Consider the following 17,056-nt stretch of genomic DNA (forward strand, 5'->3'; position numbering starts at 1 on the left):
GCCGCAAGCACTGTGAAGCGCTCCGCTGCGGGCGATGGACGCCCTCAGTCGTCAGGGCTGACGAACAGTGCATGCACGCAGGCTGCGAATATAGTCGCGGACCGCCGCCCTCTGTGCTTCTCCATCGGCGGCATGGCGCTCCAGGAGATGCACCAGGGCGCTGCCAACGACCGCCCCGTCGGCATAGCGAGCGATTTCCGCCACGTGCTCCGGGCGCGAGACGCCAAAACCGACCGCTAAGGGCAGGTCATAAGGGGCGCTCTGCCTCCGCACGCGGGCGATAAAGCTCTGCAGGTGCGGCGGCAGCCTATCGCGCGCACCGGTCACCCCGCTGAGGGAGACGCAGTAAATGAAACCCCGCGGCTCCTGGGCGGCTACGCGCACGATGGAGGCGATGCGCTCGTCCGGCGTCGTCGGCGGCACGAGGAAAATCAGCGCCAGCCCCTGCTCGTGAGCGGCCTCCAAGAGCGGCCCGGCCTCCTCTGGTGGCAGATCAGGAATGATTAGCCCACAGGCCCCCGCAGCAGCTGCCTCACGGCAGAAGCGCTGCACGCCATAGGCCAACACAGGGTTATAATAGCCCATGAGGATCAGCGGGACACTGCTGTGGGCCGCTACCTGACGCGCAATAGACAGGCAGGCGGTGATATTGATGCCGTGCTCTAGCGCCTGATGGCTGGCGTGTTGGATAGTTGCCCCATCGGCCAGGGGATCGCTGAAGGGCAGACCCAGCTCGATCAGGTCGGCCCCGCCCTCGATGGCCGCCAGTATCGCCGCCAGACTCTGCTCCACAGAGGGGAAGCCGCACATCAGGTAAGGGATCAGCACACAGCGTCCCTCGCGGCTGGCCTGGGCAAAAGCATGCCCAATGCGCTGCGCCGGCGCTGCCTCGTGGTGCTCGATGGTCTTGGATTGCTTGTGTTGCTGCATCGTTTTGCTCTACACAAGAAAAATTATGAGATCGTGACCTGTAACTCTCGGGCCACTGTCAGCATATCCTTATCGCCGCGTCCCGAGAGATTGACAATGACCAGACTGCCCGGCGCCAGCTCACCCAGAGCACCCATTTCCAGCAGGTAGCCGAGGGCATGGGCTGGCTCCAGAGCAGGAATGATGCCCTCGCTCTGACTCAGCGCTTGCAGGCCGCGCAGGGCCAGCGCATCATCGGCGGCGACATAGCTGGCTCGCCCCGTATCTTTCATATAGCTGTGCTCGGGGCCGACGCCTGGATAGTCGAGGCCAGCGGAGATACTGTGTGTTCCCTGCACCTGACCATCCTCGTTCTGGAGCAGGTAGCTAAAGGCGCCGTGGAGCACGCCCGGGCGGCCCGCCACCAGCGTAGCGGCGTGCTGACCTGAAGCCAGGCCCTGGCCGCCCGCCTCTACGCCGAGCAGGCGCACCTCGGGTGCATCGGCAAAGGGGTAGAAGATCCCCATTGCATTGCTCCCGCCACCGACACAGGCTATCACCAGGTCGGGAAGGCGTCCTTCCAGCTGCAGAATCTGCTCACGCGCCTCTCGCCCGATGATCGACTGGAAGTCGCGCACCATCAGCGGATAGGGATGCGGCCCCACGACCGAGCCGATCAAATAAAAGGTCGTCTCGACGTTCGTCACCCAGTCGCGGATAGCCTCGTTGATGGCATCCTTGAGGGTGCGGCTACCACTGTCGACCGAGCGGACCTCGGCGCCGAGCAGGCGCATGCGGAAGACATTGAGCGACTGGCGCTCGATATCCTCGGCGCCCATGTAGATGATGCAATCCAGTCCCAGCATGGCGCAGACCGTGGCTGTGGCCACGCCATGCTGACCGGCCCCCGTCTCGGCGATGATGCGCCGCTTGCCCATGCGCTTTGCCAGCAGGCCCTGCCCCAGCGCATTATTGATTTTGTGCGCTCCCGTGTGGGCCAGGTCCTCGCGCTTCAGATAGACGCGCACGCCCGGGGCCACCAACTGCGAGAAGCGCGGCACATAATAGAGCGGCGTCGGGCGCCCCACGAACGAGCGCAGTAGCTCCTGTAGCTCCTCTTCAAAGGCCGGGTCAAGGCGGGCCTGGCGATAAGCTTCCTCTAGCTCGCTCAGGAGGGGCATCAAGCTCTCTGGCACGAATTTGCCCCCGTAGGGACCGAAGCGTCCGCGAGCATCGGGATAGGCGCCGTGCTCATACTGCCCGGCCCCTGATGACTCGCGCTTCTGCTGTTCTAGATGTTGCTGCATCTCTTTCTGCCTCGTTAGGTGAACCGATAGAACATGAGATTGCTCTGCAGTGAGAGCATGATTTTTTCTTCACTGCCAGATGGCCTCTAGAGCTGGCAACTGCTGGCTACTCTGGCGCACGGCCTCGATAAAGGCGCGGATCTTGCCGGGGTCTTTCTCGCCGTTGCTCTCGACGCCGCTGCTCACATCGACGCCCCAGGGCCGAACGGTGGCGATAGCCTCAGCAACGTTGGCTGGGGTCAGACCGCCGGCCAGCAAGACCGGTAGCTCTGCGGCGATCGTCCGCGCCAGCTCCCAGTCGTGGGTCAGACCGCTGCCCCCGTAGCTCGCGCTGGGGGTATCGAGCAGCAGTCGCCAGGCGACCGCGGCATAGCGGTGTGCCTCCTCCAGGGCCCTGGGACCGCGCACCGGCAGCGCCTTTATCACCGGGCGCTCCAAGCTGGCGCAGAATTCCGGTGACTCGGTCCCATGCAACTGCACAAAGTGCAGGCCCAGCTCCTCCGCCAGCTCATTAATGCGCTGGCTTTCCTCATTCACAAAGACCCCGACCAGGTCGGGCACCGCCTGGCCCTGCTCGGCCAAAGCCAGATAGCCGGCCTCGCTCAGCAGCTGTCTGACCTGCGATGGCGCCAGGTACCGCTTGCTCTGAGGATAGAACATCAGGCCCAGCAGATCGGCGCCGCTCTCCAGGGCCGCCTGCAGGGCCTCCGGGCGGCGCAGGCCGCAGATCTTCACCTGGATACCGTGATTGGACCCGTGCAGCAGGCGCTTGATCTGCCCGCGTACGTCGCCAGCCTTGACCAACGACTCGCCCACCAGCATGGCCTGCACATCGTAGCGGCGCAGCCGGCGCGCATCGGCCTCTGTATGAATGCCGCTCTCGGCTACCACGATGCAATCGGCAGGAATCAGCCGGCGCAGCTCGCGGATCAAGAACGGGTTCATGCTGAAGGTCACCAGATCGCGGCTATTGACCCCGATCACGCGCGCCCCTGCTGTCACGGCCATGCGTGCCTCCGCTGGGCTATGGACCTCGACCAGGGCCTCCATCCCCAGCTGGCGCGTGAGTGTCAGCAGCCGCTCCAGCTCCTGCGCGGTCAAAGCGGCGCAGATCAGCAGCAGGGCATCGGCGCCCCAGGCGCGCGCCTCATAGACCTGATACTCATCCACAATGAAATCTTTGCGCAGGACAGGCAGGCTTACCGCCTCCTTGACTGCTGTCAGGTGCTCGGGGGCGCCCAGGAAGAAATGCGGCTCCGTCAGGACTGAGATCGCCGCCGCCCCAGCGGCCTCGTAGGTGCGGGCCAGGGCAACCGGATCAAGGTCGGGCGCCAGCGGCCCCTTCGAGGGCGAGGCGCGCTTAATCTCTGCAATCAGCCGCAGCCCGTGGTCGCCCGGATTCGGCTGCAGCGCGGCGGCGAAATCGCGAGCGGGCGGCTGAGCTGCAGCACGCTCTTGGAGCCTCTCCAAAGGTAGCAGACGCTGACGCTCCTCCAGGTCGAGGCGCGTGCGAGCCAGAATCTGCTCAAGAAACATCGCTCATCTCCTCGTCTCTCTCGGCCTTCCGCTTATCTGGCTGATCGTCGCCACTGGGGCCGCCTTACAAGCCACTGCTTGCGGCCAGTGACTGTGAGCAGTCCACGACCTCCTCCAGCTTGCGCCGGGCCCGGCCTTCGCGCACCGTGCTGCGAGCTAGCCTGACCCCCTCTGCCAGCGAAGAGACGCACTCATTGGCCAGCAGAGCCGCCGCCGTGTTCAAATAGAGCATATCGGCCAGCGGACCGTCGATCTCGCCGCTGAGCAGGCGGCGCAGCATTTCCGCGTTCTCTTGAGGATCGCCCCCCTGGAAGAGGCGGCGATCGCTGCAGCGCGTCAGGCCGGCCTCCTCGGGTGTAATCACGTACTCGCGCAGCTCCTCCCCCTCGCGTACCTCGCAGACGCGCGTCGGAGCTGCCAGCGAGCACTCATCAACCCCATCCTCGCCGTGGATAATCAGGGCATGACGGCAGCCGAGCAGGAGCAAGACCTCTCCCATCTTGCGCAGCAGCGAGCCATCGGCCACGCCCAGCACCTGGTAGCGGGTACCAGCCGGATTCGTCAGTGGGCCAAGAATATTGAAGACCGTACGAATACCGATCTCGCGACGCGTCGGACCGACATGCTTCATGGCCGGGTGATAGGTCTGCGCGAACATAAAGCCGAAGCCCGTCTCCTGAACGCTGCGCGCCACGGCCTCCGGCCCCAAATCGATGCGCACACCCAGCGCCTCCAGCACATCGGCGCTGCCGCAGCGGCTCGTCGCCGAGCGGTTGCCATGCTTCGCCACGTGGGCCCCGGCGGCGGCGGCCAGGATGCCTGCCGCCGTCGAAAAATTGAAAGTGCCGGCTCCGTCGCCGCCTGTACCGCAGGTATCCAGCGCGCGGGCGGCCACCTCCTCGCGGAGATGGACGCGCAGTGCCTTCTCGCGCATCACACGAGCCAGGCCGGCGATTTCCTGGGGCGCCTCGCCTCCGGGACGCATACGTAGAGCGGTCAAGAAAGCTCCCATCTGGGAGGGGGTTGCCACGCCCGACATAATCTCCTCCATCACCGCCGCCGCTTCCTCCTCGCTGAGCGTGGCGCCGGCAACAACTTGCGCGATGGCTTCGCGAATCATCGGGAGCACCTCTTTTCTGTGCTAACCAGCCTGTCATATCGCTGGTCTTCTACCTGACTGAGCGCATAGCTCAGCAGCTCTGCCCAGACGCCCCGGCTCGTCCGCTGCCGCTCTCGGAACGCCTGAGCGCCTTTCCTGAGATCCTGAGATTATCTGAGCTTAACGAGTGAGAAAGTTGCGCAGCAGATCCTTTCCCACCGGGGTCATGATCGACTCAGGATGGAACTGCACCCCTTCGACAGGATAGCGACGGTGGCGCAGACCCATAATCAAGCCATCCGCCGTCTCGGCGGTAATCTCCAGCTCAGCCGGGAGAGAGGCACGCTCAACGATGAGGCTATGATAGCGATTGGCTTCAAAGGGGTTAGGAAGATCACGGAGGCAGCCCTGGCCGCGATGATAGATCAGGCTCGTCTTCCCGTGCACCGGCTCTGGCGCGCGAATGACGCGGCCACCGTAGACCTGGCCGATAGCCTGATGGCCCAGGCAGACGCCCAGAATCGGCATCTGTGGCCCGAACGTTGCAATGATCTCGCAGGAGAAACCGGCCTCATTGGGCGTACAGGGTCCGGGCGAGATCACGATACGCTCCGGCTGCAGCTGCGCGATCTCATCCAGCGTAATCTGATCATTGCGCCGAACCAGGACCTCAGCCCCCAGCTCAGACAGATACTGATAAAGATTGTAGGTAAAGCTATCGTAGTTATCGATCAGTAAGATCATTGCTAGCGCCTCTCTTCCTGAGAAAGACTGGCAGGCAGGGACAGCGAGCGCAGGTCAAGGAATCGCCGGCCCGGCAGGCGGCACGCCAGATCAGGTGTGAGCATAGCGAGGGCGCTGCGCGCGGGCCATCTCCTCAGCCATCTCCACAGCGCGCAGCAGCGCGCGGGCTTTATTCATGCTCTCCTGGTACTCGGCGGCTGGATCGGAGTCCGCCACCACGCCACCACCTGCCTGGATATACGCATGTCCGTTCTTCATAACCATTGTGCGCAGGGCGATAGCCGTGTCCAGATTGCCCGAGTGGCTGAAGTAGCCGACGGCGCCGGCGTAGACTCCGCGGCGCATCCCCTCCAATTCACTGATAATCTCCATTGCCCGAATCTTTGGCGCCCCGGTCACCGTTCCGGCAGGAAAGCCAGCGCGCAGCGCATCGAACGGTGTCAGCTCGGGGCGCAGCCGTCCGACCACATTAGAGACCAGATGCATCACATGGGAATAGCGCTCGATCTCCATAAACTGGCTTACCGAGACGCTGCCTGGCAGGCTAACCCGGCCCACATCATTGCGACCCAGATCCACCAGCATCACATGCTCAGCCCGCTCCTTGGGATCGTGGCGCAGCTCCTCCTCTAGCCGGCGATCGCTCTCAGGATCGCTACCGCGGGGGCGTGTCCCGGCAATCGGATGGATCGTCACCTCGCCCTCGTCGACGCGCACCAGCAGCTCAGGAGAGGCGCCGAGCACCACAAAATCCTCCAGATCGAGGTAGAACATATAGGGAGAGGGGTTGATGGTCCGCAGCGCGCGGTAGACCGTGAAGGGGGCCGCATTAACCGGGCGGCGCAGGCGCTGGGAAGGTACCACCTGGAAAATATCGCCCGCCGCGATATACTCCTTGGCGCGACGCACCATCGCCTCATACTCCTCGCGCGTAAAGCTAGAGGTCACCGTTGGGGTCCCTGTATAGACCGGCTCCGGCTCAGTGGGCAGGCGTAGCTCCTCCTGCAGGCGAGCGACCACCCCCTCGATCGTCTGCAGGCAGCGGCGATACTCGGCCTCCAGGTCGGGGGCATCCAGGTGGAGGTGAGTAATCACGCGCAGGCGATGCTTCAAATGATCGAAGGCCAGCACCGTCTCTGTAAAGCTGAAAATGGCCAGCGGCAGGCCCAGCTCATCGGCGGCGGGCACCGGTAGCCGCTCGAAGCGGGAAGCTACCTCATAAGCCAGGTAGCCCACGGCGCCGCCATAGAAGCGCGGTAGGGCGTCATCGCCTCCTTGCCGCGGCCTCAGCAGGCGGTAGCGTCCCAGCTGCTGCTCGATCAGATGCAGCGGATCATAGGACGGCAGACGGACCAGCGAGTGGCAGCGCTGCGTCCCATCCTCATAGCTCAGATAGCGCAGCGTCGCCTCATGCTCATCCTGAATCAGGACCAGGTAGGGATCGATACCGATGAACGAGTAGCGAGCGATACGCTCGCCGCCCTCCACGCTCTCCAGCAAAAACGTATAGGGGCCGCGAGCCGTCTTGCAGTAAGCCGAAACCGGCGTCTCGGTATCGGCCAGCACATCGCGATAGAGGGGGACCAGCGGAATCCTCCCGCTGGCTGTCTGCCCCTCGGCCTCCAGCTCCTGGCGCAAGGAACGCACTTCATCCAGAGATGGCGAAAACATAGACAGCCTCTTCTTCTCTTTCTTCCTCGGCACGCCTCGGCGGCGCTTCCAATCTTGGCCTGGAACCTGAGCCGGGGCTAGCCGAGGCCGATCACATCCTTCATGCGCTGCAAAGTTGCCTCGGCAATCGGACGTACCGCGTCGGCCCCTGCGCGCAGGATCGCCTCCAGCTCTGCCGGATCACGCATATACTCCTGGTAGCGGCGCTGAATTGGCTCCAGCGTAGCCACCACAACCTCTGTCAGGCGCGCCTTCAGCTCGCCATAGCCTTTGCCCTCAAACTCGGCCTCGATCTCCTCGCGCGATCGCTCCGTCAGCGCCTCGTAAATCGTCAGCAGATTATTGATCCCAGGCCGTTCGGGATCGAAGCGGATCAAGCGCAGCGAATCCGTCGTCGCCCGGGCGATCTTCTGCTTAATCGTCTTGGGGTCATCGAGCAGATTAATCCGCGAGTTGGGGTTAGGGTTGGTCTTGCTCATCTTCTGGGTTGGATCGGTGAGCGACATAATGCGCGCCCCAACCTCACGGATGAGCGGCTCCGGGATCGTAAACACCTCTTGCTTGTAGAGATGGTTGAAACGCTGAGCCAGATCGCGCGTTAGCTCCAGATGCTGGCGCTGGTCCTCGCCGACAGGCACCAGATGCGTCTGATAGAGCAGAATATCGCAGGCCATCAGGACCGGGTACATATAGATACCCGCTCCGACCGTCTCCTGATTCTCGCCGGCCTTGGCCTTGAACTGGGTCATGCGATTCAGCCATCCCATCGGCGTGAAGCAGCCCAGAATCCAGCTTGCCTCGGCGTGCTGGCGCACGTGCGACTGCACAAAAAGCTTGCAGTAGCGCGTGTCGAGGCCACAGGCCAGATAAATGGCGGCCAGCCTGCGAATATTCTGGCGCAGCTCCTGTGGATCGATCGGCAACGTAATCGCGTGGAGATCGACAATGCAGTAAATATTATCGTATTCTGTCTGTGTGCGCACCCAATTGCGGATCGCCCCCAGGTAGTTGCCCAGATGGATATCACCGCTTGGTTGGATACCGGAGAACGTGCGCTTCTTCAGCGGCGGTGCGCTACTGCTACTCGTCTGTAGCTGTTGATCGTGGCCAATCGTCGTCATAGGAAAGACCTCCAGCGGGGCCTGGGGCCCGCAACATCTCCTGACTAGCACAACTGCCCGCCCCTGTGGTGTCTTACAGAGGCAGGAAAGAGGCCCGTGACCTGGCTCAGAGCATGCTGAGTGAAACGGGAGCGAATCAATAAAAAACGCTTCTCGTCGCAGGGACGAGAAGCGTGAAGCTTTCGTGGTGCCACCCTTTTTCGGACCCTGGCTTCCGCCATGTATGGGCCTCTCTCCAGGAGTCTGGAAAGCGCGCAAGCGGTCGCCGTTGTCGCCTTGCCGGTGGACAACCTGTCGTGTACAGGAAGGCCGGTCCGCGGCAGACAAGGTCCCTCATTTGCCGGGTACGCTCTGATACCCTGTCCTCGATAACGGGGGACGCTCCGGGAGCCAGCTACTACTCTCTTTTCTCTGTTTGCTCAGCGTTGGAGAGGTTCGCGCTCCAGCTCACAGGCCCATTCTACGACTGCTGCAGCATCGGTTTCCACCGTTCCCGACTCTCTGGCGCGCAGTGCAGCCGTATACTCTTCCTGCTCGTCGCTGATGGTGTGTCGTTGTTGTCGCCTTAGTATCTAGCTAAGAGTATAGATGACCGGGTAAGACTCTGTCAAGGGGCGGCGGAAAGGCCGTCGGCGACGGGCGATACGAAAGGTTTCTCGGCGTACTGGAGCTGTCCGGGTACCAGCTCGGCGGCCTGGCCGGAGAGGTGAGCGGTGCTGGCCCAGAGGCGCAGATTGCCGACGAGCACCTCCTCAAAGGCGTGCAGCTCAATTTCCGTGATCGCACAGTTATCCATCGCCCCGTGGTAGATCGGCGCGCGATCCGCATTATAGCAGAGGGACTTGACCAGCACCGTGAAGATGCCGCCGTGCCCGGCGATAATGATGCGGCGTCCACTTTGGCCGGCAATAACCTGGCGCAAGCCCTGACGGATGCGCTGCAGTAGCTCCAGGAAGTTCTCCCCCTCGGGAAAGCGCGTCAGATAGTTGCCACTGTACCAATCGGCAATGATCTGGTCGTGGAGCTTCCAGTGCTCGACAGTTGGGGGGTGGCGCTCAAGATCGCCGACGTTGATCTCGCGGAATTCTTCTAGCAGGGTTACGGGCAGGGCCAAGGCCTCGGCAATGATCTCGGCGGTCTGGCGCGCACGCCTCAGCGGTGAGGCGTAGATCGCGTCGATGGGCTGGCCTCGAAAAAAATCGGCGGTCTGCCGGGCTTGAAGCAGACCTTTGGCGTTCAGGGGATAATCGACGAGGCGATAGGAAAATTCCTTGGTCAGATTGGCTGGATTCTCTCCGTGACGTACAAGATAGATCGTATTAGTTAAGACTGTACTACTACTCATTCGCTCCTTTTAGTAAAAATCTCATCAAAAGGTACAAAAACCGCGGATGAGTCTGTCCGCCGCGTCGGTCACCGTAGGAGGACCGCGCAGCGGAGGCCACTCTCACCTTCATCGTACCACATGAGAGAGGCTGCTGTCCAAAAGTCAGCAATTGAGACTGCCGCAGGACCTTCAGGCCATGCAGCGCAACGAGCAAGAGCGTTGGCTCGTCTGCCATTCTATCCTGGTAGATAGTGGGTAGCTGAGCCGCTAAGGTTCTGTCCTCGTCTGGGCCAGGATCACGTGTGTGGTGAGCTGATCTATGCAGCATTCAGAACAGTTCTGCTAGACAGAAAAATTTCTGGAGATCTTCCCTGGAAATTATGTAGAAAATATCGTAAAAAGTAAAATGACAGGGTGAACGGTAGAAAATGTAGAAAGGTCAGGACAACTAGCGCACGCTCGGTAGAGCGATTGGCGGTTCTGGACAGGGAGACGGCCCGGGCCGTCTCCCGGCAGGAAAGCAGGCGCTGATTTGGCAGCGCCTGCTTGATATGCTATACTGCTCTGGGGTAGTATCGCCATTTGCACGAGTTTTGGCCAGCAGCAAAGGGAACAGAAGGATCATGAAGACCGCAGAATCAGTAAGTCAGACTGTCGAGGAATACCTGGAAACAATCTATAACATGAGCATGGAGGGAGAGATAGTCATTGGGGCACGATTGGCCCAAAAATTTGGTGTTGCCCCTCCAACTGTCACTGAGACACTTAAGCGGCTCGTCCGCGATGGATATGTAGAGATGGATAGCAAGCGGCAGGTACGTCTCACCGAAGCCGGTTATCAGATCGCCGAGTCCGTGTTGCGACGTCATCGGCTTGCTGAGCGTTTCCTTGTCGATCTGCTAGGTATGGAATGGCATCAGGTCCATGAAGAAGCCTGCCGCCTGGAGCACGTCATCTCGGGCAAATTTGAAGAGCAGGTTATTCTCAACCTCAAGCAACCAACCACCTGTCCGCATGGCAATCCCATCCCTGGTCTTGTGCCCAACGCGCGGACCTATCTCAGCGACTGCGGAGCCGTGCGGCTCTCCACCCTGGCGCCGGGCGAGACGGCGACCATTCTCCTCATTTCGGAAGTGGTCGAGGATGAATCGGCCCTGATCCTCTATCTCCATCAGCGCGGGCTGACGCCGGGCACGCGTCTGACCGTGGTTTCCCAGGGGCGCAAGCTCAATCCCGACGATAGCGAGGAGAGCGTTGTGCTCATGGTCGATGGGCGTGAGGTGACTATCATGAAATCGGTCGCGCCCAAGATCTGGGTCACGCGCTAAGCGTGGCCCCGGTTCCTCTGCCGACAAGCCTGCCAGGTGGCCCCCAGCCCTGCTCAGGGTTGGGGGAGGGCGGAGCGGCGAGTGGCGGGCGCCTTGCCCGGTGGCCTGATCAGAAGCGAACGAGAGCAGCGAGCAGACTCATCCCTTGACCGTCGCTTGCAGCGGGTGCTATCATCTGAGTAGGTTCATATCTGAGTGCAACGCTCGGATTTGGCAGCGTAGTGGAAGGGAAAAGAAGAGCCTGTACTAGGCCGCTGTGCTGTCAGCGGAAAGTGGAGAAAGTACTGTTCGATGCTGGCGACTGCAATTCTCTATCTACGCGAGGGGCTGGAGGCCAGCCTGATTGTGAGCATCCTCCTGGCGGCTCTGCGCCAGTTGCAGCTGATGCGCCAGGCGCGCGCGGTCTGGATCGGAGTTGCGCTGGCCGTCTTGTGCTCTTTTCTCGCCGCACTGGCCTTATATGTCACGGTCCGTATCTACGATGGCACCTGGTTTGAGGCGGTCTTTGAGACCGTGACCTACCTGGTGGCGGTGGTGCTGCTCACCTCGATGACCTTCTGGATGCAGCAGCATAGCCGTACCTTGAAACGTGAGATGATGACCAAAGCCAGCATGGCCAGCTCGGGGTTGGCTTTGGGGCTGCTGGCTTTCACCTCGGTTGGCCGTGAGGGATTGGAGACGGCTTTCTTTACCCTGGCCTTCGCTCTTCAAACGCATGAGGCCCCGCTATTGATGCTGGGGGCGCTGATTGGCCTGGCCCTCGCGGTGGCTCTCTGCTTCCTGATCTATCGTCTGGGCTACCGCCTCGACTACCGTCGCTTTTTCCGCGTCATGGGCTTGCTCTTGCTCTTTTTCGCCGCTGGTCTGCTGGGCAATGCCGTCCAGACCATGCAAGAGGAGCTGCATTGGTTACCGTTTGGGACGACAGTGCTCTGGAATAGCAGCGGCTGGCTGAGCGAAGAGAGCACGGTGGGTAGCCTGCTGCACGGCTTGCTTGGTTACAGCGATGCGCCAACACTGTTGCGGGCCTGCGTCTATGTGGCCTTCTTGCTCATCTTTGGGACGCTCTTCTGGCGTCTGACGCGCAAACCTGTACCGCTGCCCCCAGCTCAGTCGTCGCAGACTCTGCCTGCCGAAGCTGCGACGAAGGGCGCCTCGCATTGAGCAATAATGGAGCAGCCCACCTGCAGTGCGAAGGCGCCGGGACTGCTCTCTAAGGCCCCGAGGGAGAGACCCTTGTGTAAGGGGGTAAGAGACAGCAGTCGTCCGCTTAACGTTTGTTGAAGGTGGGCGCCTCCGTCCTTGATCCTGGCTGCCACCCACCAATATTGGTAAACGAGAGGGAAGGGGGGAGGGTGGGCGGGCGGAGGCCCTGGTCTTCTTGCCGATCGCTCAGGCTGGCCGGGTTCTCGCTGTGTCTGTAGCCACCCCCTTGGCGCGCCTCCTCTCCTTCCCTTTTCACTTCACTGACTGAGATCGTGCTTACCCGAGTCGGCTATTCTTAGCGTGGGCGGCTGCTTTTCGGCAGGCATATGCTACAATGGGAAACGTTGGACCCGCTGCCCTGTTCCCGTCCTGTCAGCCAGAAGCGAGCAGACGAGCAGTGGGAGTACCTCTTTGCTACCTTACTCTTGTGCTCCCGACCAGTGCAATTGGTCAAAGTGCGACGAATGTGCCCCTTTTATCGATGTATAGCTATGGGGAGCAAGCAAAACCCGAAACATAGAGAAGGTTTTGTCTAAAAATGAACGAAAAAGTACTTCCTTCCAACGGGCCGGAGATCGGAGCCCAGCGAGAAAGGCTTACTGGACCAGGGGGGCCTGGTGCAAGCTCTTCCACTTCCAGCGCTCCCGGTCGCCATACTCCATCGCCTTTCTGGCTTGATCGTCTTCTAGAGGCTGGTCTGGTGCTCTCAATGGCCCTCTACTATTGTGCGGGCAATACTCATCTGGGATCAGGGCCATTCTTCCATCTCCCCCCGCTCTCGACGTTGCCTTTCCTATTGATCTTTATGATCCTCTGCTGGTATCGTCCAGCTATAGCCGTTGCGCTCCTGCCGCTGAGCCTGCCCTTCTATTTACTGCAAAAGACAGTGGTAAGCCATTATAGCTTTAGTGCGGCAGAGATTAGCCTCTGGAGTTGTGTGGCGGTAGTCTTGATACAGGCGCTGGTGCGGCGGCAACGCTGGCCCTACTGGCTGAGCTGGTCCGAGTTGCGGGCGCGTCTGGGCCCCTTGCTGTGGCCGATCCTGCTCTTTCTGGGGGCCTCGGCCTTTTCCGTCGTCATCGCCTATAGCCGTACAGTAGCCCTCCGGGCTTTCCGCGAAGAAGTCCTTGATCCTCTAGTCTATCTTCTGCTGGCCCTCGCCTGCCTGCGCACGCGCCAGGACCTGGTGAGGCTGCTACTGGCACTCTTCGCTACCGGCTTCCTGATTGCCCTCCTCGGCATTGGGCAATACTTTGATATGCTGGCCCACGGCGCCAGCCTCAGCGATCTACCGCGCATCAACACTGTCTATGGCAGTGCCAACAGCGTAGGGCTGCTTTTCGACTACACCCTGCCGCTGGGGTTAGCGCTGATCCTTATGCCGCGCATGGCCAATGGGGGCTTCCTGGCCTCCTGGCGTTGTCGCCTGCTGGCTCTTGCTCTCTGTCTGCCGCTGATCTTTGTCCTCTATCTCACGCGCTCTGGTGGTGCCTGGGCCGCCTGCGTTGGAGCAGTGATCTTCCTCATCGCCTGCGCAATTGCTGATCGCCAGCTCTTGCTGATCTGTGGGCTGGGCCTGGTACTCCTGATAGGGCTTGGACTCCTCTGTTTCCATAGCAACATCAGCAGCTATCTGCTGGAGCGGCATGCCAATGCTCAGGGCATTGGCACCCTGACCAAACGCATCTACCTGTGGGAGAGCGCTCTCCACATGATCAAGGACAGCCCTATTGTGGGCTACGGCCTCGACAACTGGCTCTGTCATTACAGCCTGAACAATGTCTGCCATACCACGAATCTCTACCATTACTGGATCACCACCGACCCACAGACGCATCGGCCCACCGGCTTGCGCTCCGAGCCGGATCTCTCCCATCCGCATAATATTTTCCTGCAGATCTGGGTCAGCATTGGCATTGTGGGCCTGCTGGCCTTCCTGGCGGTGCTGATTCTCTTCTTCTGGCTACTCTTCCGGATTCTTGCGCACCTCTATCGTCAGGCCGAGGCCGATCCCTGGTTAGTCTGGGGCACACTGAGCATTGGCGGGGCGATGGTTGCTGCCCTCATCCAGGGAATGGTCGATAGCTCGGTGCTGGAGCAGGATCTGGCCTTCTGCTTCTGGATACTGATACTGGCCCTTCTCCTGATACGCGTGCTGGCAAAAACGCCCTGGCGGAGCCAAAGCGCCTCGGTGCGGGTAATGTAAGCCAGTTCACTCTCAGACTGCGAGCCAGGTCATAGTGTGGTCATCCCCTCCGACGCTAGGCTAGTTCGAAAAAGCGAGCACTGTTGCTCTAGCTGAGTTCGGAGGGGATGGCCGATGGCCGTCACTAGCCTGTTATCGACGCTCCTCATCTGGCTGGCCTGCCATTTTGTCGGCGACTTCGCTTTCCAGAGCACCTGGATGGCAGTGGAGAAAGGCAAGAGCTGGGAAGTCACCTTCTATCACTGCGCCACCTACACGGCGGTCTTCATCCTCTTTGCCCATCCCTCAATGGTGGCCATTGTTATCCTCTTCACCACCCACCTGATCGTTGATGCTCTCAAGGCGCGCTACCAGGTGATTACCTCCATCTGGGTTGACCAGCTCTTGCATCTGGTCACGATTGCCCTGATTGTTCTTGTGGGTCTCTAGCCCCTGATGAGATCAGCCCCATCGGCGGAGCAGGGGCCGTAGCCGGCTCCGCAGAAGCGGTGGTCTCATTGCTGAAGCCTGTGGCTACCAGCGTCACCAGGTCGGCGGGGGCCGTGCGAATCTTCTCACCAAAGAAAGCATTAACCTCCGCGCCCAACAAGAGAATCACCGCGAAGTAGTAGAAGAAGGTCACCAGGATGATTGCGAAGCCAATCTGGCCACCCAGGCCATTCAGAAAGTGAGCGGCGTAGAGGGAGAAGAGAGACAGATAGATCTGGGTCAGCACGGCAGCGAGCAAGGCGCCGCGCCAGGTTGAGCGCCAGCGAATGCGTCGATTGGGTACAAAGGTGTAGATCGTCAAAAAGAACACCCAGGAGATAGCCAGGCCAGCAAGCAGACTGCCAAGGCTGAAGGCGAAGCCGCTGCCGGGTATCTGCCCAAGCGGGGTCTGCTTCAGGAAGGCGATGACCAGGGCCGGCAGGCTAGCCGCCAGGACCATCAGCGGGGTCAGTACGGCGAAGAGCAGGAGCATACCCAGAGCCATCAGGTTCTGCTGCAGCAGGGCGCGCGGACGCCGTCGGTAGATAATGCCGAAACAGCCCTCCAGCAGGACGAAGAGGCGTGAGCCTGTGAAGAGGGCAATCAGGACAGAGACAACGCCCAGGGGGCCGGAGACACGATTGAGCTGGCGCAGCAGGGCATCAATCAGCTCGGGCGAGGCCGTCATCCGCGGGAAGATCGAGAGAATGACCTGGCTGAGGTACATGCGGACCTCTGCCTTTCCCAGCAGCAGACCTGGAATAGCCAACAGCGCCACGGCCAGCGGGGCCATCGCGGTCAGCAAGTTAAAAGCCAGGGCTGCCGCCAGATTCATAACCCAGTCATTATTGAACTTGACGAAAAAAGCCTGAGCGCGCTGCACAACCTTCTCCAATCTGGACCGGCTGGAGGCTCCTCTGTTTGTACGCTGCTGCTGCTTCCCTTCAGAGATTTCTTCCGTCGTCATAGCCATCTACAAACTCCAGCAAAAAAGCTCCCAATTCTATTCACGCGGGAAAAGCCCTCTCTGTTTCAGGGGGGCAGCACAGGGCGGGCCAGGTCAGGAGTGGCGTGGTCCGGATTGTGAGGACAGTATAGAGGACAGTATAGCAGTAGCAGGCAGACGCACTAACCGTGCGTCAGGGCAGGAGAGCGCCGCACTGCCCACAATAGCGCTTGCCCGGGCGCACACGAGCCCCGCACTGATCGCAAAAGAAGGTCTCGCTACCAGCTGCAGCCTGGCTCTGGTAATCAGTGGTGGAAGGAGGAAACGGGCCTGGACCAGGCGGAGGTGCTGGAGTTGGAGCAACGGGGGGCTGAACTGGAGAAGCGGAAGGCGCAGCAGACGGCCCCATTGCCGTCGGAGAGGGTGACGAGGATAAAGGGAGCTGACCGGCGCCGTTCGTTGGCGTGCTTTGTAAAGCTCGGGCGGCCTTCACTGCCAGGTTCCCGAGTGTGGCGGCTACCTTTAGTCCCTTTGCCAGCTCCTCCATCTCCTGCTTGAGACGCTGGGGAGGAGGGAAAAAGGTGCTGTCAGAAACCTTCTGGAAGAAATCCTGTCCGAGCTGTATTCCCTCACCATTCCAGGCAAACTGGCCCTCCAGGTAGCTCCCATCATCGAAGTGCAGCAGCAGCCGACGCGCCTGGCAGACATACTGACCCTCGCGCCGCGTCTCCACTGGCGGCTGGCTCACGGCAGGCCCTGAGCCGGCACCTGTGCCGGTCAATAAGCTCTGAGCGGCCTGGGCCAGGCGCGAGCGCTCCTGTGTGAGCAGGACGAAGCGCCCATTCGGTAGCAGCGTCAAGCGGTCGACTCGCCCGGTTAAGGCATCCAACCCCGGCACCGGCAGCGCACGATGCTGGCATTCGTACTGTCCAGTCACAGGCTTCAACATATGATCCTCCCCTCGATACGCACGCCAGAGTCAGGAGTGCAGACTACTTGCTGCTGACCCTCCGTCTGCTCCGGCCTCCTCTTGAACGATGTTCGTAACAGAACGCGATCCGGGCCGCCAGCCGGGGCCGCCTGACAGCGCTGGTAAAGGAAGAGGTCCTGTCGCTCTCCTCATTGGCCCCGCCCGGTGGCGAGCCTTGCTACAGAATCTACGCCTGGCAATGGCAGGAAGTTGCGCCT

14 protein-coding genes are annotated in these 17,056 nt (G+C 61.0%); 4 read left to right on the plus strand and 10 right to left on the minus strand.

Translation table 11 applies throughout. The features are described 5' to 3' along the window. Positions 1 to 51: 51 nt before the first annotated feature. The 8 genes from trpA to A4R35_RS21820 form a co-directional block, all read right to left on the minus strand. Positions 52 to 930: a tryptophan synthase subunit alpha gene (gene trpA / locus A4R35_RS21785; RefSeq protein WP_112433188.1), complete on the minus strand. Its 879-nt coding sequence runs from the start codon at positions 928 to 930 to the stop codon at positions 52 to 54. A 23-nt stretch (positions 931 to 953) separates the two neighbouring features. Then, positions 954 to 2,216 (minus strand): tryptophan synthase subunit beta, encoded by a 1,263-nt coding sequence (gene trpB / locus A4R35_RS21790; protein ID WP_112433190.1) that lies wholly within the window; start codon positions 2,214 to 2,216, stop codon positions 954 to 956. Between the two features lie 69 nt (positions 2,217 to 2,285). Then, a complete protein-coding gene (gene trpC, locus A4R35_RS21795) occupies positions 2,286 to 3,752 on the minus strand; it encodes an indole-3-glycerol phosphate synthase TrpC (RefSeq protein ID WP_112433192.1) in 1,467 nt (488 codons plus the stop codon). 64 nt (positions 3,753 to 3,816) lie between these two features. Next, the gene (gene trpD / locus A4R35_RS21800) at positions 3,817 to 4,872 is read right to left on the minus strand and encodes an anthranilate phosphoribosyltransferase (protein ID WP_112433194.1); all 1,056 of its coding nucleotides are present in this window, start codon (positions 4,870 to 4,872) and stop codon (positions 3,817 to 3,819) included. Between the two features lie 159 nt (positions 4,873 to 5,031). Beyond that, positions 5,032 to 5,595: an anthranilate synthase component II gene (locus A4R35_RS21805; protein ID WP_112433197.1), complete on the minus strand. Its 564-nt coding sequence runs from the start codon at positions 5,593 to 5,595 to the stop codon at positions 5,032 to 5,034. Between the two features lie 90 nt (positions 5,596 to 5,685). Beyond that, positions 5,686 to 7,266: an anthranilate synthase component I gene (gene trpE / locus A4R35_RS21810; RefSeq protein ID WP_112433198.1), complete on the minus strand. Its 1,581-nt coding sequence runs from the start codon at positions 7,264 to 7,266 to the stop codon at positions 5,686 to 5,688. A 77-nt stretch (positions 7,267 to 7,343) separates the two neighbouring features. Next, positions 7,344 to 8,387 carry a tryptophan--tRNA ligase gene (trpS, locus tag A4R35_RS21815; protein WP_112433200.1) on the minus strand — a complete coding sequence of 348 codons (1,044 nt, stop codon included), beginning with the start codon at positions 8,385 to 8,387 and terminating at the stop codon, positions 7,344 to 7,346. A 607-nt stretch (positions 8,388 to 8,994) separates the two neighbouring features. Then, complete coding sequence (locus A4R35_RS21820) at positions 8,995 to 9,732, minus strand: histidine phosphatase family protein (protein WP_112433203.1); 738 nt, start codon at positions 9,730 to 9,732, stop codon at positions 8,995 to 8,997. A gap of 605 nt (positions 9,733 to 10,337) precedes the next feature. On the opposite strand from A4R35_RS21820, the gene A4R35_RS21825 reads away from it, so the two are divergent. The 4 genes from A4R35_RS21825 to A4R35_RS21840 all read left to right on the plus strand — a co-directional run bounded on the left by A4R35_RS21825 (position 10,338) and on the right by A4R35_RS21840 (position 14,883). After that, positions 10,338 to 11,042 carry a metal-dependent transcriptional regulator gene (locus tag A4R35_RS21825; protein WP_189362168.1) on the plus strand — a complete coding sequence of 235 codons (705 nt, stop codon included), beginning with the start codon at positions 10,338 to 10,340 and terminating at the stop codon, positions 11,040 to 11,042. Between the two features lie 291 nt (positions 11,043 to 11,333). Further along, on the plus strand, positions 11,334 to 12,206 hold the full coding sequence (locus A4R35_RS21830; RefSeq protein ID WP_112433207.1) for an FTR1 family iron permease: 873 nt from the start codon (positions 11,334 to 11,336) through the stop codon (positions 12,204 to 12,206). A gap of 580 nt (positions 12,207 to 12,786) precedes the next feature. Continuing rightward, positions 12,787 to 14,454, plus strand: coding sequence for an O-antigen ligase family protein (locus tag A4R35_RS21835; RefSeq protein WP_112433209.1), 1,668 nt, complete (start codon positions 12,787 to 12,789; stop codon positions 14,452 to 14,454). A gap of 114 nt (positions 14,455 to 14,568) precedes the next feature. After that, positions 14,569 to 14,883 (plus strand): DUF3307 domain-containing protein, encoded by a 315-nt coding sequence (locus A4R35_RS21840; protein ID WP_112433211.1) that lies wholly within the window; start codon positions 14,569 to 14,571, stop codon positions 14,881 to 14,883. On the opposite strand, the gene A4R35_RS21845 is transcribed toward A4R35_RS21840, so the two are convergent. Both A4R35_RS21845 and A4R35_RS21850 read right to left on the minus strand, forming a co-directional pair. After that, positions 14,849 to 15,895, minus strand: coding sequence for a YihY/virulence factor BrkB family protein (locus A4R35_RS21845; protein WP_112433213.1), 1,047 nt, complete (start codon positions 15,893 to 15,895; stop codon positions 14,849 to 14,851). The two genes, A4R35_RS21840 and A4R35_RS21845, sit on opposite strands and share 35 nt — an antisense overlap. A 166-nt stretch (positions 15,896 to 16,061) precedes the next feature. Further along, complete coding sequence (locus A4R35_RS21850; RefSeq protein ID WP_112433215.1) at positions 16,062 to 16,817, minus strand: zinc ribbon domain-containing protein; 756 nt, start codon at positions 16,815 to 16,817, stop codon at positions 16,062 to 16,064. Positions 16,818 to 17,056 lie beyond the last annotated feature (239 nt).

The sequence above is a fragment of the Thermogemmatispora tikiterensis genome (genome assembly GCF_003268475.1).
GTDB lineage: Bacteria > Chloroflexota > Ktedonobacteria > Ktedonobacterales > Ktedonobacteraceae > Thermogemmatispora > Thermogemmatispora tikiterensis.

Coding starts and splice junctions, on each gene's coding strand:
- A4R35_RS21805 (WP_112433197.1), bottom strand. CDS start 5,595: ATGATCTTACTGATCGATAACTACGATAGCTTTACCTACAATCTTTAT.
- trpE (WP_112433198.1), bottom strand. CDS start 7,266: ATGTTTTCGCCATCTCTGGATGAAGTGCGTTCCTTGCGCCAGGAGCTG.
- A4R35_RS21850 (WP_112433215.1), bottom strand. CDS start 16,817: ATGTTGAAGCCTGTGACTGGACAGTACGAATGCCAGCATCGTGCGCTG.
- A4R35_RS21825 (WP_189362168.1), top strand. CDS start 10,338: ATGAAGACCGCAGAATCAGTAAGTCAGACTGTCGAGGAATACCTGGAA.
- trpD (WP_112433194.1), bottom strand. CDS start 4,872: ATGATTCGCGAAGCCATCGCGCAAGTTGTTGCCGGCGCCACGCTCAGC.
- trpA (WP_112433188.1), bottom strand. CDS start 930: ATGCAGCAACACAAGCAATCCAAGACCATCGAGCACCACGAGGCAGCG.
- A4R35_RS21835 (WP_112433209.1), top strand. CDS start 12,787: ATGAACGAAAAAGTACTTCCTTCCAACGGGCCGGAGATCGGAGCCCAG.
- trpB (WP_112433190.1), bottom strand. CDS start 2,216: ATGCAGCAACATCTAGAACAGCAGAAGCGCGAGTCATCAGGGGCCGGG.
- A4R35_RS21820 (WP_112433203.1), bottom strand. CDS start 9,732: ATGAGTAGTAGTACAGTCTTAACTAATACGATCTATCTTGTACGTCAC.
- A4R35_RS21830 (WP_112433207.1), top strand. CDS start 11,334: ATGCTGGCGACTGCAATTCTCTATCTACGCGAGGGGCTGGAGGCCAGC.
- A4R35_RS21845 (WP_112433213.1), bottom strand. CDS start 15,895: ATGGCTATGACGACGGAAGAAATCTCTGAAGGGAAGCAGCAGCAGCGT.
- trpC (WP_112433192.1), bottom strand. CDS start 3,752: ATGTTTCTTGAGCAGATTCTGGCTCGCACGCGCCTCGACCTGGAGGAG.
- trpS (WP_112433200.1), bottom strand. CDS start 8,387: ATGACGACGATTGGCCACGATCAACAGCTACAGACGAGTAGCAGTAGC.
- A4R35_RS21840 (WP_112433211.1), top strand. CDS start 14,569: ATGGCCGTCACTAGCCTGTTATCGACGCTCCTCATCTGGCTGGCCTGC.